This window comes from Ruegeria sp. EL01, from assembly GCF_900313035.1.
Lineage (GTDB): Bacteria > Pseudomonadota > Alphaproteobacteria > Rhodobacterales > Rhodobacteraceae > Ruegeria.
On the sequence record NZ_OMPS01000046.1, the window covers coordinates 85,972 to 110,040 of the forward strand.

21 protein-coding genes and 1 tRNA gene are annotated in these 24,069 nt (G+C 54.8%); 13 read left to right on the forward strand and 9 right to left on the reverse strand.

Annotated features, from left to right (window positions below; genetic code table 11):
• Window positions 1-24 precede the first annotated feature (24 nt).
• Window positions 25-960: a cation diffusion facilitator family transporter gene (locus D9K61_RS20870; RefSeq protein WP_120635137.1), complete on the forward strand. Its 936-nt coding sequence runs from the start codon at window positions 25-27 to the stop codon at window positions 958-960.
• A 319-nt stretch (window positions 961-1,279) separates the two neighbouring features.
• On the opposite strand, the gene lipB is transcribed toward D9K61_RS20870, so the two are convergent.
• Together lipB and D9K61_RS20880 are read right to left on the reverse strand one after the other, a co-directional pair.
• Window positions 1,280-1,936 carry a lipoyl(octanoyl) transferase LipB gene (lipB, locus tag D9K61_RS20875; RefSeq protein WP_120635138.1) on the reverse strand — a complete coding sequence of 219 codons (657 nt, stop codon included), beginning with the start codon at window positions 1,934-1,936 and terminating at the stop codon, window positions 1,280-1,282.
• 39 nt (window positions 1,937-1,975) lie between these two features.
• Window positions 1,976-2,635, reverse strand: a complete 660-nt coding sequence (locus D9K61_RS20880; RefSeq protein ID WP_120635139.1) for a DsbA family oxidoreductase — start codon at window positions 2,633-2,635, stop codon at window positions 1,976-1,978.
• Window positions 2,636-2,776: 141 nt separating this feature from the next.
• On the opposite strand from D9K61_RS20880, the gene D9K61_RS20885 reads away from it, so the two are divergent.
• Window positions 2,777-2,863, forward strand: a tRNA-Leu gene (locus D9K61_RS20885).
• Window positions 2,864-2,950: 87 nt separating this feature from the next.
• On the opposite strand, the gene D9K61_RS20890 is transcribed toward D9K61_RS20885, so the two are convergent.
• Together D9K61_RS20890 and D9K61_RS20895 are read right to left on the reverse strand one after the other, a co-directional pair.
• Window positions 2,951-3,733 carry an FkbM family methyltransferase gene (locus tag D9K61_RS20890; protein ID WP_120635140.1) on the reverse strand — a complete coding sequence of 261 codons (783 nt, stop codon included), beginning with the start codon at window positions 3,731-3,733 and terminating at the stop codon, window positions 2,951-2,953.
• A gap of 39 nt (window positions 3,734-3,772) precedes the next feature.
• Window positions 3,773-4,831, reverse strand: a complete 1,059-nt coding sequence (locus D9K61_RS20895) for a glycosyltransferase family 4 protein (RefSeq protein WP_120635141.1) — start codon at window positions 4,829-4,831, stop codon at window positions 3,773-3,775.
• Window positions 4,832-5,170: 339 nt separating this feature from the next.
• Here D9K61_RS20895 and D9K61_RS20900 point away from each other — a divergent pair, with 339 nt between their 5' ends.
• The 4 genes from D9K61_RS20900 (at window position 5,171) to D9K61_RS20915 (ending at window position 10,845) form a co-directional block, all read left to right on the forward strand.
• Window positions 5,171-7,057 (forward strand): glycosyltransferase family 2 protein, encoded by a 1,887-nt coding sequence (locus D9K61_RS20900; RefSeq protein ID WP_216825839.1) that lies wholly within the window; start codon window positions 5,171-5,173, stop codon window positions 7,055-7,057.
• 102 nt (window positions 7,058-7,159) lie between these two features.
• Complete coding sequence (locus tag D9K61_RS20905) at window positions 7,160-7,831, forward strand: class I SAM-dependent methyltransferase (protein WP_120635143.1); 672 nt, start codon at window positions 7,160-7,162, stop codon at window positions 7,829-7,831.
• A 23-nt stretch (window positions 7,832-7,854) separates the two neighbouring features.
• On the forward strand, window positions 7,855-8,907 hold the full coding sequence (locus D9K61_RS20910) for a glycosyltransferase family 2 protein (protein ID WP_254055837.1): 1,053 nt from the start codon (window positions 7,855-7,857) through the stop codon (window positions 8,905-8,907).
• Window positions 8,908-8,967: 60 nt separating this feature from the next.
• Complete coding sequence (locus tag D9K61_RS20915) at window positions 8,968-10,845, forward strand: ATP-grasp fold amidoligase family protein (protein WP_162946986.1); 1,878 nt, start codon at window positions 8,968-8,970, stop codon at window positions 10,843-10,845.
• 28 nt (window positions 10,846-10,873) lie between these two features.
• Here D9K61_RS20915 and D9K61_RS20920 read toward each other — a convergent pair whose 3' ends face one another.
• A complete protein-coding gene (locus tag D9K61_RS20920; RefSeq protein WP_120635145.1) occupies window positions 10,874-11,176 on the reverse strand; it encodes a DUF6476 family protein in 303 nt (100 codons plus the stop codon).
• On the opposite strand from D9K61_RS20920, the gene D9K61_RS20925 reads away from it, so the two are divergent.
• Both D9K61_RS20925 and rpoH read left to right on the forward strand, forming a co-directional pair.
• The gene (locus D9K61_RS20925; protein WP_120635146.1) at window positions 11,175-12,209 is read left to right on the forward strand and encodes an RluA family pseudouridine synthase; all 1,035 of its coding nucleotides are present in this window, start codon (window positions 11,175-11,177) and stop codon (window positions 12,207-12,209) included. The genes D9K61_RS20920 and D9K61_RS20925 overlap by 2 nt on opposite strands.
• Before the next feature lie 146 nt (window positions 12,210-12,355).
• Window positions 12,356-13,252: an RNA polymerase sigma factor RpoH gene (gene rpoH / locus D9K61_RS20930; RefSeq protein ID WP_120635147.1), complete on the forward strand. Its 897-nt coding sequence runs from the start codon at window positions 12,356-12,358 to the stop codon at window positions 13,250-13,252.
• Between the two features lie 123 nt (window positions 13,253-13,375).
• Here the strand turns inward: rpoH and D9K61_RS20935 are convergent, their stop codons facing one another.
• The gene (locus D9K61_RS20935; protein ID WP_120635148.1) at window positions 13,376-14,554 is read right to left on the reverse strand and encodes a dipeptidase; all 1,179 of its coding nucleotides are present in this window, start codon (window positions 14,552-14,554) and stop codon (window positions 13,376-13,378) included.
• Window positions 14,555-14,700: 146 nt separating this feature from the next.
• Between D9K61_RS20935 and D9K61_RS20940 the strand changes: the two genes are divergently transcribed.
• From D9K61_RS20940 to D9K61_RS20950, 3 genes are all read left to right on the forward strand, one after another.
• A complete protein-coding gene (locus D9K61_RS20940; protein WP_120635635.1) occupies window positions 14,701-15,675 on the forward strand; it encodes a Gfo/Idh/MocA family protein in 975 nt (324 codons plus the stop codon).
• A 58-nt stretch (window positions 15,676-15,733) separates the two neighbouring features.
• On the forward strand, window positions 15,734-16,003 hold the full coding sequence (locus D9K61_RS20945; RefSeq protein ID WP_120635149.1) for a DksA/TraR family C4-type zinc finger protein: 270 nt from the start codon (window positions 15,734-15,736) through the stop codon (window positions 16,001-16,003).
• A 118-nt stretch (window positions 16,004-16,121) separates the two neighbouring features.
• Complete coding sequence (locus D9K61_RS20950) at window positions 16,122-17,156, forward strand: class I SAM-dependent methyltransferase (RefSeq protein ID WP_120635150.1); 1,035 nt, start codon at window positions 16,122-16,124, stop codon at window positions 17,154-17,156.
• A gap of 250 nt (window positions 17,157-17,406) precedes the next feature.
• Here the strand turns inward: D9K61_RS20950 and D9K61_RS20955 are convergent, their stop codons facing one another.
• From D9K61_RS20955 to D9K61_RS20965, 3 genes are all read right to left on the reverse strand, one after another.
• On the reverse strand, window positions 17,407-19,227 hold the full coding sequence (locus D9K61_RS20955; RefSeq protein WP_120635151.1) for a M3 family oligoendopeptidase: 1,821 nt from the start codon (window positions 19,225-19,227) through the stop codon (window positions 17,407-17,409).
• An 82-nt stretch (window positions 19,228-19,309) separates the two neighbouring features.
• Window positions 19,310-20,287 (reverse strand): alpha/beta hydrolase, encoded by a 978-nt coding sequence (locus tag D9K61_RS20960; RefSeq protein ID WP_120635152.1) that lies wholly within the window; start codon window positions 20,285-20,287, stop codon window positions 19,310-19,312.
• Window positions 20,287-20,577: an SCP2 sterol-binding domain-containing protein gene (locus tag D9K61_RS20965; protein WP_120635153.1), complete on the reverse strand. Its 291-nt coding sequence runs from the start codon at window positions 20,575-20,577 to the stop codon at window positions 20,287-20,289. The genes D9K61_RS20960 and D9K61_RS20965 overlap by 1 nt, the downstream gene beginning before the upstream one ends.
• 30 nt (window positions 20,578-20,607) lie before the next feature.
• Here D9K61_RS20965 and D9K61_RS20970 point away from each other — a divergent pair, with 30 nt between their 5' ends.
• Both D9K61_RS20970 and D9K61_RS20975 read left to right on the forward strand, forming a co-directional pair.
• Window positions 20,608-21,216: a tetratricopeptide repeat protein gene (locus D9K61_RS20970; protein ID WP_120635154.1), complete on the forward strand. Its 609-nt coding sequence runs from the start codon at window positions 20,608-20,610 to the stop codon at window positions 21,214-21,216.
• A 21-nt stretch (window positions 21,217-21,237) separates the two neighbouring features.
• The gene (locus tag D9K61_RS20975; protein ID WP_120635155.1) at window positions 21,238-24,066 is read left to right on the forward strand and encodes a DEAD/DEAH box helicase; all 2,829 of its coding nucleotides are present in this window, start codon (window positions 21,238-21,240) and stop codon (window positions 24,064-24,066) included.
• Window positions 24,067-24,069 lie beyond the last annotated feature (3 nt).

The window sequence follows — 24,069 nt, forward strand, 5'->3', positions numbered from 1 at the left end:
CCGAAACAAGGGACACGAAACGATATGGCGCACCAACATTCTCACCATGGACATTCACACAGTCACGTGGACCCTAACGCGGGCGACGCCCGTGTGGCCTGGGCAATCGCAGTCAACATGCTTTTGACGGCCGCCCAGGTCATCGGAGGCATTCTGTCTGGATCGTTGTCACTGATTGCGGACGCCTTGCATAATTTTTCAGACGCTGTGGCGCTGATTATCGCATTTTTTGCGCGCAAGATTGCCCGGCGACCGGCTGACGCTCGGATGAGCTTTGGTTATGGCCGGGCAGAGGTGGTCGCGGCGCTGGTCAACTACACCACCCTGGTCGTTTTGTCGGCCTATCTGTTCTATGAAGGCGTAATGCGATTTTTTGAACCCGAACCCATCAACGGTTGGATGGTGGTATGGGTTGCGGTGCTGGCCCTTGTGATTGATCTTGTTACGGCCGCGCTGACATACTCGATGGCCAAGGACAGTATGAATATCCGCGCGGCCTTTCTGCATAACGTTGCCGATGCGCTGGGCTCGATTGCCGTCATTGTCGCAGGGACTGCGGTTATTCTGTTCAACTGGACCTGGGTGGACCCGGCGGTCACGATCATGATCTCAATCTACATTCTGTGGCACGTCAAATCAGAAATCGGCGACACCATCCGCGTCTTAATGTTGGGCGCCCCACCTGATTTGGATCCCGAAGAGGTCGCAACGGCCATTGAGGCAACTCAAGGTGTTCGCGAAGTGCATCATGTTCACCTGTGGAGCATGCAAGAACAGCAACCCGCCCTGACTGCGCATCTGGTGATCGATAAAGACGCCTGGCCAAGGGCCGAGGACATACGCTCCAATGTGCGACAGAATTTGATGGATCGTTTTGCGATCGGGCATGCCACGCTGGAAGTCGAGCAGTTCGAAAGCGCGTGTATCGGTTCGTCACGGTTCGGGCATCAGGAGGGTTAGGGAGCTAGTCCGAGAATTGCCGTTCCGATTTGGGGTCGGAACGGCAGACTCGTAACCAAACACTTATCGGATTTCGCGGGGCGCAAGCCCCGGATCACCGGTTTAACATACCACTCACTCTAGACTGGCTGTTCCATGTTACTCGCTAACAAGGCAGATGTATGTCGGTTAAGTGGGTTTTGGTTAAAGATTGCCCTAAATCGGGCCAATTTTTAGTAAATAAAGTCGCCCTTAGGAAACAGAGCCCACCGCTTTAGGTAATTGTCGTTTCTTCGACGTCAAAAAGCGATTCGAAGCGTACAGTCGCGGTTTCGCACTTTCACGCGTCGACCCGGTCAAAGACCTCGTCAAAGGTCTTTCGCAGCGCCGCGTCGAGATCTGCCATGGTGACAGGTAATCCAAGATCGACCAGTGAGGTCACGCCGTACTCAGTGATGCCGCAGGGAACTATGCCGGAAAAATGTTCGAGTTCAGGTTCCACATTGACCGAGATCCCGTGAAAGCTAATCCATTTGCGCAGGCGCAAGCCAATCGCGGCAATCTTGTCTTCTGCAGGCTTGCCTGTCGCCGTCAGTGGCTTGCCGTCCCGCCGGACCCAGACCCCAACCCGACCGTCGCGAATTTCGCCGTGTACATTGAATTCTGCCAAGGAAGCAATCACCCAGGTCTCAAGCAGTTTGACAAACTTTCGCACATCGCGGCCTCGCTTGTTCAGGTCAAGCATCACATAGGCCACACGTTGTCCGGGGCCATGATAGGTGTATTCACCGCCGCGTTTGCTTTCATAGACTGGAAAGCGTTCCGGATCCGTCAAATCCTCGATTTTCGCAGACGTTCCAGCGGTATAAAGCGGGGGATGCTCAAGCAACCAGACGCATTCGTCCGCATCACCTGCCGCAATCGCAGCGACGCGCGCCTCCATAAAGGCGACCGCATCGTCATAGCTGGTCAGGCCATCCGTGATTTTCCATTCCATGTACGCCTCATACCGTGCGAGCGGGGCAGGGGAAAGGGGTCAGGCCGCCTCGGTCAGACAGCGCTGTAGAACCTGGACATAGGTCTCCGTACCTTGCGCACCTGTCAGCAGATACTTTCCGCCGAACACCATCGAAGGCACACCCGACACGCCTCGGCTGGTCCAAACCTGCTGCTTTTGGCGAACGGAGTCAGCCTGTGAGCCCGTTTCTAACACGGTGTGTGCAGTCTGCGCATCCAGTCCCGCAGTTTCTACGGCAGCCAACAAGACTTGCGGATCGGAGACATCTTGTTGTTGCGTGAAATAGGCATCGAATAGCGCAAGCTTGAGCGGGTGCTGCCGGCCTTTCGTTTCAGACCAATCAAGCAACTGATGCGCAGAGAACGTATTAACGATCCGACTTTCATCGTTGAAATTGAACGTAAATCCCAGCTCTGTCCCTAAGTCCGTCAGTCGCGCCCGTGCCTGTTCGCTTTGCTCGGTTGTCGAGCCGTATTTTTCTGTAATATGCTCGCGCAGGTTTTGACCTTCCGAAGGCATATTCGGGTTCAACTCAAACGGATGCCACCTGAGGCGCGCCAGAATACCCAATTGTTGAAGGGCCAGATCCAGCTGTCGAAACCCGACAATGCACCACGGGCAGACCACATCAGAAACGATGTCCACCTGAACAACTGGGCTTGGGTCAGGTGTGGTCATGAGCGGCTCCTGTCAGGCATCAACGTCGGTGTTTGATCTGTTAGATAAGGCAGCCCAAAGGGATTTTAAACCATCGTGTTTTTGCCTCTTCACAACATGAGCGCCAACGTCTATACGCCCCTGTACCAAGTCACAGGCAGTGCGGTCGTGGCGGAATTGGTAGACGCGCAGCGTTGAGGTCGCTGTGGGGTAACACCCGTGGAAGTTCGAGTCTTCTCGACCGCACCATTTATCTGAACATCAAATTCGCTCTGTTGCGACCCAAGTGAATATCTGCGGTCAGCGCCGCGTAATTCGACCTTGGTGAGCAGTTTGTCAGTCTAAATCAAACCAGCTTGAATCCCATGGAACGAAAAGAAGGTCGCAGTCTGGCGAGGCGTGGTCGACCGGGCGGAGGGCTTCGATCAGTTCGAACCCGTGTTTGCCCATTTCGGCAACAAACTCACTGAATCGGTAGCCATCCTTGAACCGACGCTTTACGGACACTTCGGCAAGGACGAATTCGGTACGTTTCAGGGTTTCCGACCCGCCCCGGATGACGGCCAGCTCGTTCCCCTCAGTATCGATTTTTAGACCAAACCGACCGGGTATGTCTGCCGTGTAGGAATCGAGGCGACGTTTTTCCACGACGCGTTTCTCCATATCGACAATCCGATTTTCGTAGTCATCGGAAAACCCGGCAACCGTCGCCAGAGAGCGTCTTTTGCGGTCAGTTGTGGGAATGACCAGTTCGGCTTCGCCTTCTTCGGAATCGAGCGCGACAATGTGCAGATCGTAGTCAATCTTATCGCGCCAGGGGGCGACACGTGTTGCGGTTTCTTCGATCGGGTCGAACAACACAAACTTTTTGTCGGGGAAGGTATCATAAAGAAATGGCGTGCCTGCATCCACACCGACATCCAGTACGGTATCCACCTCAAACCCATAGCTTTTTAAGTTCGCCGATGTAACTCCGCCGCTGATCACTGACAGTCCCGTCTGGTTCAGTCGCCTCATCACGGGTCTGGGCCCGACGAATTCGCCACTCGCAAACTCGACAACCTTCAACCCGGCAGAGCGAAGTTTCTTACGAAATGTAAACGCGTCTATCTTTGGCATTCAAAGGGTCCTCGGTTCAATCTTTGTCGCAATCGTTATCTACGAGACGGGTACATCAAGCGCTGTTCTTAACGCTTCGCTTTGCACTTCGGGCCTGATTCCATAGGCGTAGTCCATGCAAGCTGCTTTCATCGCCAACAAATCTACATCATCCAAATCTATGGCCTTGCGCATCTGGAACATCATACCACGCGGATTACCATCGACATAAAGGAAGTGCCGCACTTGTTCGGGCAAGTGGTCACGTAGGGCTTGGACATTGGGCCCGATAACTGGCAACCCGAATGTTAGTGCAAGATTGACCGACCCCGATGTTAAAATTCGACTAAACGGCGCGACGCACATATGACTCGAGGCAACGATGTCGCTCAGTTCGTCATCGGGCAGGTATTTGTCATGGAACCGAACATTCGACATCTCACGGATTGCTTGCTGACCACGGCGTTCGCCTGCGATGACTGCCCCTGTGATATCGAGCTCCCAGGATTGATCTCTGAGATGCAAGGACTTGAGCGCCTTCCACATGAAGCGCCCGCCGCGGTTTTCTTGCACCTTCCCGATGTGCACAAACCTTCTGTTGTTGGCGGATGGCAGAACATCGCGCCGTTCCATAGTGGCGTCCAGCGGTTCGTACACCCCGAGATAACTGGGGTGTGCCACGCGAACCAACTTGTCCGCAGATATTCCGTAGGTTTTTGCCAACAAGTCTTTGGCATAAGGTGTGTGGACGTGAATTTTGTCTGCAAGCCGAACCAGTATTTCACGTCCTTTATGGATTGCCTCCATGTCTCTGGCCGAATTATGCGGGTGGAAGTTGTGCACCGTCCAGACGATTTTGGCGCCTTGTTGCTTGAGCTTTGACAGGCCGGCTTCGATCTTTTGAAAACGCTCGGTAATAGGAACTTCGTTCTTCGGGCTGCCAAATTCCACCGTTTCCCAGTGGATCCAATAGATGTCGCCTTCTCGAACTTCTGGCGGTTCGCCTGCATAGAACGTGTTCAACCGGACGACCCGAACATTGTACCCGGCGAAACGGCTGTAGATCATGCGTTGGTAGGGATTGTTGCCCAATGGTGCATTGGAATAAATGGTCGGCATGCATCCAATCCTCAGTTGAAGAACAAACGATACCAACTACGCGCCTGTTCGCCCGTGAAACGCATCCAGAAAACGGTCTGAGGTCGACTTGATCCGCCCTCGTGTTCACCGTTACTGGGGCAATGTTCCGATCCGTGGTGTACGAAGCGTTGGCAGACACGCAAGTTCAAACTCAGTTGGGTATGGCAAAGCATCAGGCACCGTGGCTCTTGGATCACGTCTGTTCCCTTGCAATGCCGTTTGGGGAAACGTAACAAAGTCGCGTGCTTAAAGACTCTGTGCACGGCTACGATGTTGTTTTGCAGTAGATGTTTGAGCTTCAAAAATGGTTGCGGGTTTATGTCCATGAGACTTGTCATTTCCACAATGAAAGACGAAGGCCCGTTTATCCTGGAATGGATTGCTTACTATCTTTCGATTGGATTTACGCATTTCATCGTGAGTTCGAACGATTGTTCGGATGGCACCGAAAAGATTCTGATGCGCTGCGAAGAACTGGGTTTTCTGAAGCACATTGACAACCCGGGTCCGTGGAAGATGGGGCCACAGGCGTCGGCCTATACCAATGCAATGCAGCAAACCTGGTATAAACAGGCGGATTGGATCCTGGTTTGCGATGTCGATGAGTTTTTGGACATCCGAGTCGGCGAAGGAACATTGGATGATCTGTTCCTCGCCTTGCCGCATGCGGAAGGATTTGCGGCACTTTGGCAGCTTTTTGGACATAACGGCGTTGTCGATTTCGAGGATCGGTTCGTCGTTGAGCAGTTTACAAGGGCTGGAGAAATGGGGGCGGTCATTCCGCAAAATCTGCGTGCGTATAAATCCCTGATCCGAAACAACGGATCATACCGTTTGATAAATACCCATAGGCCGCGTGGACCTGTTCAGGGTAAAGCCGAACACTTTGCCTGGGTAGACGGCGATGGGGACCCTTTGCCGCCTGCAATGCGTCGGCGCGGTTGGGCCTTTTCCACAACAGGCGCTGCGTTTGGTCGGCAGTTGTTTCGGATGAATCACTATGCGGTCAGATCCATTGAGAGTTACCTGATGAAACGTTTGCGTGGGGACGTAAAAACCACGTCGTTTCACCCAAAGATGGAGGAAACGGGGCAGGCATATTGGAACCTGCATTGCTATAACGCCGTCCAGGAAACCTCGATCCTCTCGAAAGTAGCCCGTCTGCGCGATGTCTATTCTCGGTTACGGGCGGATCCAGTTTTGGGGGAGCTACATGAAAAAGCAGTGGAGTTCCATAAATTGCGAATTGCCGCCATTCGGGAAACTGAAGCGGCAAAGATGTTCATCAAGAAAAACAAGAACTTTCGCAGTGGGACATATCTAAAGGCGCTGGACTTTAGCGTGGTTGAAGAAGCCAATGCATCTTTCGACACGGAGACTTACCGAGATCCCGAGGTCAGTTTTGCCCAAGTCGCAAAATGGAATCGCCTCGGCCAGTTGGCAGAAAGGTCCAACGCTAAGCCGAACAACTATCCATGGTTTGTCCGGCTCGACGCTCTTGAAACGCCATTAGAGCACGAAGAGGCTTCGGCACAACACGCAGCGATTACTGACCCAAAGCAGATCTCTTTACCGTTCGATCCAAAGGACCCAACGCTCCTGCCGCCAGCCTCACCCGAGATCGAGAGGACCAAAAAGCAGCGTGGCGATTTTCTGAAATCGATCAGCGGTAAGAAATCGTGGGTTCTGATTGGTCAGGTTGAGACTGAAATTGTTGAGGAAGTTCTGTCGCTTGGCGCGGTTGCGCAATTAACCGTCATCGCCCCATGGGGCATGTCCTGGGATCGCTTTGCTTGTCCAGACACCACACAGGATCCCGATCTCCAGGCTTTGGATCTAGCGTTTTATGCATTCCTAGAACACTTTCGCGAACCAATCATCAAAGGGCGCCTGCGGGTTTTCAGGGCGCTACCGCCGTTGATGTTGAAGCTTTTCGAAGACGAAACCGTAGGTGTCGTTATCATTCGCGGCGTTCGGGCTGAACGGGTTACAAACCAGCTGTTGAAGCGAATTGACCGGGTCTTGGCCCCCGGGGGTAGCATAGCCTTCACATCCTACCGTCGTGGTGGCGCACCCTACAAAGGTATGGCTGCCGCCATTCACAGCTTTTTGGGGCGTAACGCCACCAGATACAGGATCACCAGTTTGCAGCCACCGTGGCTTGGGATCGACAAACTGCCGCCTTTAAACAAAGAAGACACATAGTTTCTGGCCCTTGCAGCCATCGCATGGTACCGATTCCTCAACTAACAAGACGGGCAGGTTTGGTGTATCCTGACAACAGCCCGACAGCACAGTGAGGTCGAGATGCCAAACGAACCTAAGGTCATCGGCGCAATGCCCGGACGCCAGGAAAAGCCGAAATCGGACAAGGCCAACAAGCGCAAGAATTCGAAGGAAGCCATTCGTCGTACATTCCTGTCCCGGTTGCCCAAAGGCGGTATGGCTGTAGAAATTGGCGTTTGGCAGGGTGAGTTTTCTCCGACAATCCTGAAGCTTATCGAACCCAGCCAGTTGTTTCTGATCGACCCTTGGAAACACATTGGTGAAGATTCGCACACAACCGCCTTTGTTGGTCGGACGGAAGACGAAAAGATGGAGGCCATTTTCCAGAAAGTGGTCAAGTCTTTCAAAAAAGAAATCGACGACGGCAAGGTTGGCATCATCCGCGATTTCTCGGTTCCTGCACTGAAACTGTTTGATGACGAGAGCATCTCGTTTGCCTATGTCGATGGCGATCATTCCTACGAAGGCGTGTCAGCGGATCTGGCTGCGCTTTTTCCAAAAATCAAGATGGGCGGTATCATGGCGTTTGATGATTATCACCGCCGCGGTTGGTGGGGCGATGGTGTGATCCGCGCAGTCAACGAATTTCTTGGCCGCTACCCAAGAGAATTGCGTATTCGAGCCATAGCTGGTGCTCAGATCGCGATTGAAAAGATAGCCCCCTTGGACAAAGGTAAGGGGAAGGACAGCTAGGCGTTGAGGCTGAGTTAAAAACGATGGACAAACCTGAAAAAGTCCTCATCTCAGCGATGAAGAATGAGGGGCCTTACATCCTCGAATGGGTCGCGCATCATAAGGTTCTCGGCTTTGATAAGATCGTTGTGTACACCAACGACTGCTCGGACGGAACAAATCGAATTCTGAGGCGATTGCAGGAGCTGGGCCATGTGGAATTTCGCCGGAATCGGGTTGGGGTAGGTGGGATCCATCGGTCGGCCCTGCGGCAGGCGCGGCGACTGTCTTTTGTAAAAGAGGCAAAGTGGGTCTACGTCTGCGACGCCGATGAGTTTCTGAACATCCATGTCGGCAATCATAAGGTCGACGACCTCATTGAAGCGACGCCTGATGTCGATGTCATATCCATCCCGTGGAAAATATTCTCAAACAACGGTCGGCATGTTCTGCGCGATCACTCTGTCACAGTTCAGTTTTCTGACTGCGAGCTGGATTTTGAGCAAGGCGGAGCTGGGCGGCGCTTTGTGAAATCTCTGTTTCGTCAGGGTGAGTTTTACACCCGATTTGGCCTGCACAACCCGCATCCAAAACCCGACTTTCAAGCTGGCATGTTTCGGTCTGTGCCGGGCGGTCATGCGAAAGAGCCTGCGCCCTTTGGAAACCATGTTGCACCACCATTTGGCTTTGAAGTGGCACAAATCAATCACTATGCGGTACGCTCAACGCAGGCCTATCTGGCAAAGCGCAGTCGAGGCCGTGCGAACCATTCGTCGCAAACGCTGGGGACCGAATACTGGGATCGCTGGAACCGTGGCGGTTCGCCCGACACCACGATCTTAAGATACCAGGATGAAGTGGACGCTTTGTTGGAGGAGTTCAAGTCTGACGAGGTGTTGCACCGGCTGCACAAAAAAGCCTTTCGTTGGCACAAAGGTCTGATCACCAATCTGATGGAAATACCTGAATACAAGGACCTCTATCAGATCCTCGTCGAAAAACCCGCTGTAAGCTTTGTCGCGCAGGATCGCGGTGTGCACGAACGGATTTCAGCCGTTGTGGTGGACTCCTCTGATGCAGACCAGCCCGACCCCTGATTTAACTGCCCCCGGAGAAGTGTGTGAATGGTTGCTGAAAACAATCTCCCAACGATTGGAATGCTCTGGCTGGAAGGGCCGCTCAGCTTTTTGGAACAGATGTGTCTTTTGTCCTTCGTGGCAAATGGGCACAAAGTGGTGCTATTCCATTACGGCGAAGTCGAGAACGTACCAAACGGTATCGAACTGGTGTCGGCGAATGAGATTCACGAGCCAAAGCAATTCATTATGAACAATCAGTTCAAAACACCAGTTCCCCAATCTGACATTTTCAGACTGCAGTTGATGAAGAAAACGGACTTTCTTTGGTGCGACACAGATGTGCTTTGCTTGGCGCCAATACCAAAAGCGGATCACATATTCGGGTATTTTAACAATACAACCATTTGCAACGCGATCATGCGTCTGCCTGCCACAAGTCCTGCATTGAGCGCTTACACTGAATACAGTCTCGACCCTTTCCCGATCCGTCCTTGGGTGGAAAGTGACGAACGAAAAGAGCTCGAACGCCAGAAAAGCGCCGGAGAACTACCACACGCCTCGGATCAGGCGCACAGTGTATACGGCCCCGATGTTCTGACGTGGTACCTAAAAGACTCCGGCGAAATCGAACATGCAAGCCCGGTCTCTGTGTTTTACCCCTTGCCGTTCCGACAAACCGGCCAAGCCAATGATATCCATGCGCGCGAATTTCGACGGGCATATCTAAGGGATGACACGCTTGCGGTGCACCTTTGGGGGCGCCGTATGCGGTGGTGGATCGCCAAAGGCATCAAGCGGCATTCATTTCTTGATCGGAGACTGCGAAACTTGGGTATTCGACCAGGCGATGCTCCGCTTCCTGTAAAAGGCAAAGGGGCACCTAAGCCAATAGAATTCCCGGACGCCCTTCCTGCCTTGCGAGTGACCCACGAAGAAATCAATCAATCAACTGGTGGCATCATGCCGATAGCGTTGATTTCCGACCGCGAGCAGCATCTAAAATTCGCCCAGAACGAGCTTGATAAGATCCGGACGAGTGACCTTTACGGTGTAAACGACGCTCCGCGGGATGGCTACGTGCGTGGTTGGGACCACTACAATTGTGACGCGGCGCGGCTGAACGCACTGGGTTTGTCGTTGTTCCGGTTCTCAAATAACCACCGATATCTACCAGATCTGTCAAACCCGAAAACGGTGACTGAAAAACTGCTGGTGATGAAGTTGTTTGGAGAGATACCCCGTGCCTCGGCGGCTGACAAACTGACCGCCGAGAGTTTTGTTCCGGACGCCGCCAGATCTCTGCTTGCCCCGGTCAAACGGTATTGGGAATCGCCTTCTACTGAACTTCCGGACACGCTTAATCTGGACCCGGCGACGTATTGGCTGAAGTGCAATAATGGGCAGGGTAAGAACCTGCGCCTGACATGGCCTATCGACGACGATCAGCGTAAACTGGCCAATGAAAGCCTGGCCGCATGGAACAAAAGCCCAATTCCACACGGGTTTTGGGCGGCCGAATGGTGGTATTCCACGATCGACACACGCTTTTTCATCGAAGAAGATCTTGCTGCCGAAGGCGAGGACATTATCGACTGGAAATTCTGGGTTGTCGCAGGGAAAGTGCAAATGGTGCAGGTGGATCGGGACCGCTCACGCGGGCATGTCCAGATGATCCATGACCGGGATTTCAATTTTATTCCCAAGGAACTGTATTTCAAGACCAGCGAAGATACCGAGCCGCGACCCAAACGATATGACGATATGGTCCAGATTGCCGAGGCGATAGGCCAGCGCGTTGAATTCGCGCGGGTGGATCTTTATGCGATTGGTGACAAGATCTATCTTGGGGAAATCACACTCTGCCCGTTTGGTGGAAAACGGAAAATGCGCACGCCCGAGTTGGACCGGCAATTGGGTGACGCTTGGACCGGAACCCGGTTGTTTCCAAGTCAATGAGTTGGTGCATCGACAGACCAAGCCAAGTTTACTCGACAGGGATTTCCTGACGCAGTTTGCCGGTTGTTTTATCAAAGATCAGGATGCGGTTGTCATCAGTCACTACGGCGTACCAGTTGTTACCGATGGTCAGCGCCTGCGCCTGCGCGCCGTCAGGTAACTCGATCTGATCGGGCAGGGTGGGCGTTCTGTCCGATAGCCGGATGACAATCAGCGCGAATGTCACTAGAACCCCGCCAATCATCACCGCGGTCAGCAACATGACCATTCGCCGTAACAGTCGCAGCTGCGGCGTTTCCTGCGGTTCTTGGGGTTCGGAAGGGACAATCATGGGCACCCGCCAGATAGAGTTACAGATTGCGGCCGCTCCGCCGCCTCGCCTTGATAAGGCGCTTTCGCGGGATGTGCCAGCCGAGGAAAATCTGTCGCGGACACGCCTGGTCCGGCTGATCGAAAGTGGCGCGGTTCAGATTGACGGTGTCGATGTGTATGATCCGAAGTTCAAGGTATCCGAGGGCGCGACGGTGCAGATCACCGTGGCCGAGGCTGAGGACAGCCATATTGGCCCTGAAGATATCCCGCTCGTGGTCGTTTACGAGGACGCAGACCTGATTGTTGTGAACAAACCGGCAGGCATAGTGGTCCATCCTGCGCCGGGCTCGCCAAATGGAACGCTGGTCAATGCGCTGCTGCATCACTGTGGAGACGATCTGTCCGGGGTCGGCGGCGTCAAGCGTCCCGGTATCGTGCACCGCATCGACAAGGAAACCAGTGGTCTGCTGGTGGTTGCCAAGTCGGATGCCGCCCATCATGGTTTGGCCGCGCAATTCGAGGCACACAGCGTCGAGCGCTACTATCGCGCCATTTGTTACGGCGTGCCGGACGCCAATGACCCGCGTTTGCGCGGTATCAAAGGGGTCAGTTTCGAACCGGGCAATATCATGCGTCTGACCACGCAATTGGCGCGGCACAAAACGGATCGTCAGAAACAGGCCGTTCTGTTTCACGGTGGACGTCACGCAGTGACACGCGCGCGCGTGGTTGAGACGTTTGGAACCCCTGCCGGGTTGGCGCTGGTGGAATGTTGGCTCGAAACCGGGCGGACGCATCAGATTCGGGTCCATATGGCACATGCGGGGCATGGTCTGGTTGGCGATCCGGTCTATGGCGGCAAGCGGAAATTGGCGGGTCGGTCCTTTGGCGACAAAACAGCAGACGCCGTTCAGACCTTTCCGCGCCAGGCGCTTCACGCCGCTATTTTGGGTTTTGAACACCCTGTCAGCGGTGAAATCCTGCGGTTTGAGGCTGAATTGCCGGATGACATGAAAAACTTGATTGCAAGGCTGCACGATCCGCTGACATAATTAGCAAACCATTGTGAGTAAGACTTTCTTAGCTTTCCTTTACCAAAGCTTAATTTCAAACTGTTAACGGTACCTCTTGAAAGGGCTGGGTTCCTTACCCATATCCTATGTTAATGACTTAAACATTTGTCGGAGGGACATGAACTATGGCAAATTACGCAAATCTCCCCGCGCCGACGCCTGAGGGCGGCCTGAACCGCTATATGCAGGAAATTCGCAAGTTTCCCCTGCTGGAGCCGGAAGAAGAATACATGCTGGCCAAGCGCTGGGTCGAAGAGCAAGACACTGAATCCGCGCATAAAATGGTCACGTCGCACCTGCGTCTGGCGGCCAAGATTGCTATGGGTTATCGCGGCTATGGTCTGCCGCAAGCCGAGGTTATTTCTGAGGCGAATGTAGGCCTTATGCAGGCCGTTAAGAAATTTGACCCGGAAAAAGGCTTCCGGTTGGCGACCTATGCGATGTGGTGGATTCGCGCCTCAATTCAGGAGTACGTCCTGAGATCGTGGTCGATGGTCAAACTGGGAACAACCTCAGCTCAGAAGAAACTGTTCTTCAACCTGCGCAAAGCCAAAGCCCGTATTGGCGCCTTGGAAGAAGGTGACCTGCGTCCGGAGAACGTTACAAGGATCGCGACTGATCTGGGCGTGACCGAAGATGAAGTGATCAGCATGAACCGCCGGATGTCCGGTGGTGATGCTTCGCTGAACGCGACGGTCGGGTCCGAAGGCGAAGGAACCATGCAATGGCAGGACTGGCTGGAAGATGAGGATGCCGACCAGGCCGGTGACTACGAAGCCCGGGACGAGCTGGAAGCACGTCGTGAGCTGCTTGCTGCTGCGCTAGATGTCCTGAATGACCGTGAGAAGGATATTCTGACGCAGCGCCGTCTGATGGACCAAGCGGTGACGCTGGAAGAACTCAGCACGCAATACAATGTCAGCCGCGAACGTATCCGTCAGATCGAAGTGCGCGCGTTTGAGAAGCTGCAAAAGAAAATGCGCGAGTTGGCGCGTGAAAAGGGTATGCTGGCAACAGCCTGATCAATAAAGAACTCAGCCCGCATGATAGGCGGGCTGAGTTTCGTTTTCTCAGGCGAATACCAAACCAAAACTGAATCTAGATTTAGAGTTTATATAAATAAACCAAATACGTGATAGAGTTATTTAATTTAGGCGATCCCTGAAAACGCGCAGCATGTTTTCACCCATGACTTTGCGAATTTGAGCCTCGGTCACACCTTCGTCCAGCAACGCAGATGTCAGTGCTGCCAGTTCGGAGGTATCGAAAGCCGTTTCTACGGACCCATCATAGTCAGATCCTAGCGAGACGTGATCTTCCCCAACGGTTTCGATCGAAACCTTGATCATCTTGGCAATACCTGACGGCGCAGTGTCACCGCAGGTCACGTCTGCCCAGTACCCCATGCCGATAACACCACCGGTCGCTGCGATCTCTTGCATCAGGTCATCGGGATAGTTGCGCTTTACCGGACAAAATCCGTATAGCCCGCCATGGCTGACGATCAGCGGAACATCTGTCATCTGAATCACTTCACGTGCGACCCGAGGGCTGGAGTGGGCCAGATCAATGACAACAGGACGTTGAGCCAGTTCTTCAACCACCTGCCGACCGAAGTCGGACAAGCCGGAATTGGCCTGCCCGTGTAGGGACCCGCCCAATTCGTTATCGAAGAAGTGATGTAGCCCAAACACCCGATGCCCTGCGTCGAAAATCGCATCCAGATTGGCAAGATCGCCTTCCAGCGGATGGGACCCTTCGATCCCGAGAATACCGCCCACAATCTGTTCTCCATTGGCACGCGCTTCCAGAATGCGGTCCAGATCGGCGCGGGTTTTGATAACCTTCAGACGCCCGTTCGACGCGGCCTCGAATCTGTGCAGCTTTTCGGCTTGATAGATTGCTCGTTCCTTCAGGCTGTCCCAAGTGCGCAGCGGCCACAATTGACCTACGGCCAGCAAGGTAATGTTGTCGAATGCCTCGGCAGAGTTCGCCTCATAATTCTGACCGGCCGGTGATTTGGTAACCGCAGTAAAGACTTGCAGGGCGACGTTGCCTTCGATCAGGCGCGGAATGTCAACCTGTCCACGCGTGCCACGCTCTGTCAGATCTCTGCTCCAGAGCAGCGGGTCGGCATGCAGATCCCCTATGATCAGTGTTTCATGCAATTCGGCAGCCCGGTCCGAAACCGGGTAAGGATCATGATCAATCACGCCGTTACGCGCACTCTCGATGTAGGGTGGCAAAAAGACGAAGAAAATCACCGCTCCAGCGATCAGGGCCAACACGATCAAGCCGCCAACCCATTTCAAAAATCTACCCATCTGCTCTCTCCCAAAATGCACCTGCAGATTACGATGCGACGCGGCTGAGAAAAGCCTGACTTGGCGTCGGTTGCTTGTTAAAGATGTCGGGTCGGCGGAAATCCTATGGATCCAAAGGTTTCGGCGTCCAACTGATGGAGAGAGTGATGGAAAAACCAGTTCAGTGGGGTGTGTTGGGTGCGGCCAAATTTGCACGTCAATACATGGCGCCTGCCATCCACGGCGCAAACGGGGCGCGATTGTCCGGACTGGCGACGTCTGATCCGGCAAAGGCCGCGCCGTTCCAGGAATTTTGTCCTGATCTTAACGTCTACGATGGCTACGACGCTCTGCTTGCTGACCCAAACATTGACGCCGTCTATATCCCGCTGCCTAACCACCTGCATGTCGAATGGAGCTTGAAGGCTTTGGAGGCGGGCAAACAGGTGTTGTGCGAAAAGCCAATGACGATGCGGGCGCACGAATTTGACGCTTTGATCCAGAAACGTGACGACACTGGCCTGCTCGCCGCCGAGGCCTATATGATCGTGCATCATCCCCAATGGCAGATGGTCCGGAAGCTCATCGCCGATGGGGCGATCGGCAAACTCGCGCATGTGACGGGCGCGTTCAGTTTTGACAACCGCACGGACACCACGAACATCCGCAATCGCGCTGAAACGGGTGGGGGAGGTCTGCGGGACATTGGCGTCTATGTGATCGGCAGCGCCCGATATGCCACCGGGCAAGAACCGGTGACGGTTCAGTCGGCGATCCGATGGGAAAACGGTATCGACAGTTTCACCGAAATTCGCGCTCAGTTTCCCGACTTTACCTATTCAAGCTATGTCTCGATCCGAATGCACCCCCATCAAGAGATGGTGTTTCACGGTGAGCGCGGAGTGATCCGCCTGACCGCCCCGTTCAATGCACGGGTGTTCGGTGAAGCGCGGGTTGAACTGCACCGGCCAGGGCTTGAGGTACAACTTACACGCTTCCCGGGGGACGATCATTACAAACTGCAGGTCGAAGCCTTCTGTCGCTCGGTGCGGGGTGATGCTGAGTACCCATGCCCGCTAGAGTTTTCGCGCGGAACGCAGGACATGATCGACCAGATCTTCGAAGGGGCTGTTTCGCTGTAGCTTGCCATGCCGACCGTCGCCTGGTTATTCTGTCTCCGACCCATTCAGGAGAGGATAAATGGCCGGAGGCTGGGCGCGCGACGGCGCGGTAAGCGAACAGATCGAGGCGTCGATATCTGATGAACTGGCGCGGATGCGGTCGCAAAAGCGACCCGTCGGCGACAGCCTGACCCATTGTGCCGAATGCGAAGAACCGATCCCTGAAAAGCGACGTCTCGCACTGCCCGGGGTCAAACTGTGCATGGAGTGTCAGCAGGAACGCGACAGTTCGTTTCAGTCCCGTGGCGGGATCAACCGCCGGGGGTTAAAGGACAGTCAGTTGAAGTGAGGTTTTTAGTGTCTGGTTGGAGCCCAAAACGCACGCCACAAGACAAAGAAATACGGCGGCTTTTGACTTGAAATTTGCATCTAGTTGACGCCAAGCTGAGTCCGGCGGAACAACACAAATGGGCAAGACTATGGACAGACTAGGAGAAGTGTTAAAATTTGTAGACTTCAAATGTCCCGGGATCGAAATAGCTCCGTACTTTGCTCCGATGATTCCAAAAGCCAAGCATAACAATGCATTTACCTTAGACGTGTTTAGTGCACCGGTGCTTCGCGAGAAGGGTAAAGATGACCCCAACGTGAGGGATTTTGTCGAGAATATCGAGGAAGTCGACTTTGTTGGCGACGCATGCAGTATTGACGCGATGCTTCACAACCATGAAAATTATGGCCAATTTCAATACATTGTTTCATCTCATAATTTTGAACACCTCCCGAATCCTATTAAGTTCTTGATTGGCTGCTCACGTGTGCTGCGCCCGGGAGGCTACATAAGCATGGCGATCCCAGACTATCGTGCATGCTTTGATCATTTTCGTTTTCCCACAAAGCTTTCTGATTGGTTGTTGGCTTACCATGGCCAAAGTGAACAACCGAGCCCGGAAGTTGTGTTTGATTTTATTTCAAACCATTCCGCTTACATGGTGGAGGGAGCAGGCAAAGTTGGGTGCAATTTTGCGTCTGACAACCCGGACGATTTTGAGCTGACCGGTAATGTAGTCTCTGCCTACGAGGCTTACAGGCACGCCAAGCAGCAAGACCATAATGAGTATCACGATGCTCACTGTTCGGTTCTCACAAATACGAGCTTCAAGTTGCTCGTAAGTGACTTGATTAGGATCGGTCTGGTTGACCTTGAAATTGTCGAAGTCAGTGATGTGAGTGGCCTTGAGTTTTTCGCTCATTTAAGAAAGCCCGAACAAGATGAAAAACCAAAGCAGAGCGATACTGAAGTCTCTCGTTTGACACGAGAAGATCAACTGCGGGAGGTGTCGCGCTCACTAGGTGCAACGGCATTTCCCCATAGGTCATTCGATGACAGTTGGGCAGAGCGTCACGCTGTTTTGGAGGAGCGCGACCGCCTTGCCTCTGAGTTGAGGCATGTGGTTCGTTACCCTTGGAAAAACATCAAAAGGTTTTTACGCCGCGTTTAGGCTGTGTTGTACAAAGACCGGCCTAAGTTCACTGCTTGATCCAGTGTGGTCGCAGGCGGGGCCAAGCATAACCGCCAAGACAAGCCACAAGACGATGAGTTGGCAAGATTACAGCGGGGCGCAGAGACAGCGTGGATATCTGACAGCCTAGTTCGATCCGGCGCAACCCGCTGATTGTTACAAGCGCAACGAATGACTGCGATCTCTGCGAGTAGATAATTGCCCAGGCCGTTACCGACCTGGACAACGTTTACCCCTCCATAGCTTCCAGTTCGTCAATGAAGCCGGAAATCATCGAAAGACCTTTGTCCCAGAACTTTGGGTCACTGGCGTCCAACGCGAACGGGGCCAGCAGCTCCGAGTGGTGCTTTGATCCACCGGCGCGCAGCATCTCAAAATACTTGTCCTCGAACCCGTCTGCGCCGCTTTCGTAGACCGAGTAGAGCGCATTTACCAAGCCATCGCCGAACGCATAGGCGTAGACATAGAAGGGCGAGTGGACGAAATGCGGGATATAGGCCCAGAAGGTCTCGTACCCGTCCATGAATTCGAATGCCGGACCAAGGCTTTCGGCCTGAACGCTCATCCACAAGGCGTTGATGTCGTCCGGGGTTAGCTCACCTTCGCGGCGGGCGGCGTGGAGTTTGCATTCAAAGTCGTAAAACGCGATCTGGCGGACCACGGTGTTGATCATGTCCTCAACCTTACCGGCCAGCAGAATTTTACGCTGTTCGGGTGTTTCGGCCTGATCCAGCATTGTGCGGAAGGTCAGCATCTCACCAAACACTGACGCTGTCTCGGCCAGCGTCAGCGGAGTGGATGACAACATCTCACCCTGATCGGCGGCCAGAACCTGATGCACGCCATGGCCCAGCTCATGCGCCAGGGTCATCACATCGCGCGGTTTTCCAAGGTAGTTGAGCATGACATATGGGTGCACATCGGTAACCGTGGGATGCGCAAAGGCACCCGGAGCTTTACCGGGCTTTACGGCAGCGTCGATCCAGCCTTTTGAGAAGAAGGGCGCCGCAATCTCGCCCATGCGTGGATCAAAGGCGTTATATGCGTCCATAACCATCGTTTCGGCCTTGGCCCAGTCGACAACCCTTGTGTCTTCCATCGGCAAGGGCGCGTTACGGTCCCAGACTTGCATGACGTCCAGACCCAGCCATTTGCGCTTTAGCTCATAATAGCGATGGCTCAGCTTCGGGTACGCGGCAACGACCGCTTCGCGCAGCGCTTCGACCACTTCGGGTTCAACGTCGTTGGATAGGTGGCGCCCTGTTTGCGCGGTCGGCATGTTGCGCCAGCGATCAAGGATTTCTTTTTCCTTGGCCTGCGTGTTGTGAACGCGGGCAAAGGTCTTGATGTTTCCCTGAAACACGGATGCCAGTTCCCGGGACGCGGCCTCGCGTTTGCTGCGATCCTGTTCGGTCAGAAGGTTCAGCGTGCCTTCGATGTTCAGCTCATCGCCATCAACCGTGAAGGTCAGGCCCGCAATGGTTTCGTCGAACAAACGCTCCCACGCGTCGCCAACAACCCCGAGATCGTGGAGGAATTTTTCCAACTCGTCCGACAATTGGTATGGCTTCATGGCACGGATACGTCGGAAGACCGGCTCATATCGGGCCAAATCTGCATTGGCGGTGAATTGCGCCTTTAACGCTTCGTCATCGATCCTGTTGATCTCAAGCGTGAAGAACACAAGCGGCGTTGTGAAGATCGTGATCTTCTCTTGCATGTCTGACAGGAATTTGGCGCGCTCGGCATCGGTGGTCAGCTGATAGTACCGCAGGCCCGCGAATGACATGATCCGCCCGGCGATGGAGTTGATCTTTTCGTTGCGCAGCACACAGGTCAGCAGACCCTGGGCATCCAGATCGGCCAATTTTCCTTCGTAGTCCGCGGCAAAGGATGCGCATTCCCCTTCAAGCCAATCCAGATCGCGGGACAGTTCCGGCGCGTCTTCCGAGGTGTAGAGATCGCTCAGATCCCATTCCGGGAGGTTGCCCAGATCATCGGCGCCGCCACCTGCATTTGCATCACGGACGGGAAAGGGAAAGTCGCGCATGGATCACCTATTGAAGACTGCTTTGCGCAACATCTAGGGATGGCGCGCCCGGATCACAAGCAAGCAGTTCTTGGGTGATTGATCAACGCGACATTGCTGGTTTTGGTGCGCGGGTCGATTGAGCGGCCTGAAAATGCGCGGTGAGCTGATCGAAGACCGGCCCCCGGACTTCTGGCGCTTCCATAAGCACCTCATGCTCTCCATTTGGAATTTCAACCAACTTGCCATTGGGCCAGTTGGCGATGCGGGCGCGGATCGCTTTGCGATCCACGATTTGCTCATGTGCGCCCATGAATGTCAGGCAAGGTATCGCCGGAGCGGGTTGTTCCATAAGCCAGACGCATTCATTCAGCGCCTCACGCAACCAAAGATTGGATGGTGCGCCCAATGCCAACTCTGGATGAGCTGTCAACTGGTCCTGCATCATCTTGAATCTAGCCGGATCACGGGTCAGCACGTTCCCGTCGAACGGTTGCGACAGAACATAGCTTTCCAGCGTCGTCGTCGGAGGCGTCTTTTCCCCAAGCCCCAGGCGCGTTCCCCAATAGGCTGTCACCCGGCTGAGCGGTTTCATGATCGGTGTGAAGAAAATTCCCCACATGGGTCCGGTAAAGGCGCAAGCGGCAAAGCAATCGTGCTCGATCACCGCCCGCAGGCCGATGGCGCCGCCCATCGAGTGACCGATGACATACCAAGGCTGCGGCAGATTAAGCTCGGTCGCCAGGTCAAGGGTCGCCTGCACGTCATGTTGGTAGTCAGGGAAGTGGTCAATGTGACCCACGCGCCGGTCGTCCAACAGCCGATCAGCCAATCCCTGACCGCGCCAGTCCACCCCAAGCATGGCAAAGCCACGCTCGACGAACTCACGGGCCGTGCTGCCGTATTTTTCGACATATTCCGTACGGCCCGGAAACATCATCACGGTTCCGGTCGCCTCGCCCTCGGGCAACCAATGGCCAACGCGAATGCGTTTGCCATCCGTCGTTTTCAGCCAATGGGCAACGCCACCGGCTGGTCCGCCGGCCACGTCTTCAAATAAAGGGGCCGGCGAAAATTCCATCAGGCCAGCACCGAAGCAAGTTTCATGGCAATCCCCATGTCTCCGTCGACACTCAGCATGCCGGACATGAACGCACCAGTTGGGTTCAGTTCGCCGCTGAGGATCTGTTCAAACGTATCAGCATCAGCACTGAGGGTTACGTCTGCATCATCATCGCTCACCCGAGCACCGCTTGCATCCAGAACGATAGAGCCCTGATCGGCGATGGCAAATTTCGCGGACGCATCAAAGTCACCGCCCGAGAGTTTTTCGTTCAGAACCTCTGCGGCTTTTTCCAGAATGTCGCTCATGATTTTCCTCATATTGTTTATGCGCCGTGAATGGACATCTTCGGCCGCAACGCTACACTGAGCATTGTTATGGGCATTGCAATCAACAATCTCAAAGGTACCGTTGCGGCACTTGCAGCACTAGTCATGTTTTCCACCAGTTGCATTGCGCAACAAGCCGATTCGCGTGACGAGGACGCGTTGTTGCAACAACTGATCTTGGCAACGCCGGAACAGGCCACCGGAATCGACCGTCAATTGCAGGCGCTCTGGTCGCAATCAGGGTCTGCGTCGGCCGATCTGTTGTTGGAGCGTGGGCGCGAAGCACTGGACAATGGTGATGTGGACGTTGCCATCGAACATCTGACGGCGCTGACCGATCATGCACCTGAGTTCGCGGAAGGCTGGCATCTGCGAGCATCAGCCTTTTTCGGGATCGAGCGGTTTGGGATGGCGGCTGCCGATCTGGAGTACGCTCTGACATTGAACCCCAAGAACTACGAAGCCATCTATGGCCTTGGCCTTATTTTTGAGGTTCTGGAGCAACCTGAAAAAGCCTATGACGCGTACTCTCGCGCTTTGGCTATACATCCCCATCATGAAGAAGTAACCAATGCCGTGAATCGCCTAAAGCCTCAGATTGAAGGCAAGGCGCTCTAAGGTCCAGGGCAGGGGGCAAAGGTGAACGGGTCATCCCGAATCGTGGCCGTCCTCGGCCCGACAAACACAGGCAAAACCCACTACGCGATCGAGCGGATGCTGGGCTACCGTACCGGTGTGATTGGTTTGCCGCTGCGGCTGCTGGCGCGTGAGGTCTACGACAAAATCGTCGCGATTCGCGGACCATCCGTTGTGGCATTGGTCACCGGAGAGGAACGCATTGTGCCGCCCCGGGCCCAGTATTGGGTGTGCACTGTCGAGGCGATGCCTGAAGGCATGGGCACAGATTTTGTCGCTATCGACGAAATTCAGCTATGTGCCGACCCAGAGCGGGGGCACGTCTTCACCGACCGTCTGCTGCGTGCGCGTGGAACCAACGAGACGCTCTTTTTAGGCGCCGACTCTATGCGCGGTCCCATCGCGGCACTTGTGCCCGAGGCGCAGTATAATCGCCGGGAACGGATGTCTCAGCTGGTTTACTCCGGGTCAAAGAAAATCAGTCGCATGCCATCGCGCAGCGCAATTGTCGGGTTCTCGGTCGAAAATGTTTATGCGATTGCCGAGCTGTTGCGCCGCCAAAAAGGGGGTGCGGCCGTGGTCATGGGCGCGCTCAGCCCGCGTACACGAAATGCGCAGGTGGACCTCTATCAAAACGGTGAAGTCGACTATCTGGTAGCCACCGACGCCATCGGAATGGGTCTGAATCTGGATGTGAACCATGTTGCGTTTTCAGCATTGTCCAAGTTTGACGGGCGGCGGATGCGACCACTGGCACCAAACGAATTGGCCCAGATCGCCGGGCGGGCAGGCCGTGGCATGTCGGACGGCACGTTTGGTGTGACGGGTGAGGCTCCGCCATTGGATGAAGGTGTTGCCCAGGCCATCATGGACAGCCGATTCACGCCGATCAAAAAGCTGAACTGGCGAAATGCCGCTTTGCAGTTCGGATCTGTCGATGCCCTGATCAACTCGCTTGAGGTCGCGCCCGATAGCGAGCACCTGATCAAAGCCCGCCCAGCCGATGACCTGAACGTTTTGAAATCCCTGTCGGCCGAAACCGAGGTTGCGGCCCGTGCCAGCGATGGGCCATCCGTCCGTCTGCTATGGGATGTGTGTCGAATCCCGGATTTTCGAGGAATCAGCCATGCCGAGCATGCTGGCTTGCTTGAGGTGATCTTTGGCCACCTGCACGAACGTGGCGCGATTCCGGATGAGTTCATGGCGCGGCAAATCCGCCGGATCGATCGGACCGACGGTGATATCGATGCCTTGTCCAAAAGATTGGCGTATATCCGCACCTGGACTTATGTTGCGCAACGAAACAGTTGGGTGCGTGACGAATCCCATTGGCGTGCCGAAACGCGCGCTGTAGAAGACAAAGTGTCAGACGCTCTGCACGAACGTTTGACTCAAAGATTTGTGGATCGGCGCACATCCGTATTATTGCGCCGGCTCAAACAGAAGGAGGCCCTTTTGGCCGAAGTAAATGACAAGGGTGAAGTGACCGTCGAAGGCGAATTCGTCGGTCGTTTGGAAGGGTTCCGGTTTAGCCCGGACAAAAGCGCGCAGGGAGCTGAGGCAAAAGCCCTCAAGTCAGCCTCTCTGCAAGCTCTCGCGCCGCAATTCCATCTGCGTGCCGATCGCTTCTACAATGCGCCCGATACAGAAATTGATTTCACCGAACAGGGCGGCCTCATGTGGGGCGAATACGCCGTTGGCAAGCTCGTCACCGGTGCCGAGCCCCTTAAGCCCGTGGTTGAGGTCTTTGTGGACGAGGCCGCAGGCCCCGACGTTGAACAAAAGGTCCAGCGCCGCCTGCAGCATTTCATTGATCGCAAAGTCGCGGCCCTGTTCGAGCCGTTGCTGAACCTGTCACGCGATGAAGAGCTGTCGGGCCTTGCCAAGGGTTTTGCCTTCCGCATGGTCGAAGGCTTGGGCGTGCTGCCCCGGGCCGGTGTCGCGCAAGAGGTCAAAGACCTGGATCAGGATGCCCGCGGCGCGCTGCGCAAGCACGGCATCCGCTTTGGTCAGTTCACCATCTTTATGCCATTGCTCTTGAAGCCCGCACCGACGCGGTTGCGTCTGGTTCTTTGGGCTCTGGCGGGTGGATTGCAGGAATTCCCGGAAGCGCCGCCTCCGGGTCTGGTTACTGTGCCGGTCGCGCAAGGGGCGCCTGAAGGCTATGATACGATGTGTGGATATCGCAATGCAGGCGAGCGTTCGATCCGCATCGACATGCTGGAGCGTCTAGCCGATATGTTGCGCGCCGAAGACAGCCGTGGCGGGTTTGAAGCCAAACCCGATATGCTGTCGATCACCGGTATGACGCTTGAGCAGTTTGCCGACCTTATGCAGGGCCTTGGCTACAAAGCCGAGCAAGGCGAACGCCAAAAAGTGAAACCAGCGCCAGCCGAAACTGCCCCGGAAGCACCAGAGGTCGCCCCTGCTGAGCCTGCTGCAGAAGCGCCCGAGCAGCCCGCCGTCGAAGAGGCCACGTCATCTGACGCCGAATCGGAAACGGTCGCTGCACCCGCCGAGGCCCCAGCCGAGGCCACCGAAAGCGCCGAGGCACCAGCAGCGGACGAACCTGAGGTTGAAGTGTTCTACACCTTTACCTGGGGGCGTCAGCGTCCGGCTAACCGGGCGCCGCGTCGCGACCAAAAGCAGGGGCAGGGCAAAGGCAAGCCGCGCGGCAAACCTCAGGACGGCCGCGGTAAACCGCAGAGCAAGAAAGGTGGCAAGCCGCAAGGGGCCAAAACCTTCTCTTCGCGGCCTGCGAAAAAAGAGAAGGCCATTGATCCAGACAACCCCTTCGCTGCTGCGTTGATGGGTTTGAAGGACGGCAACTAGTCC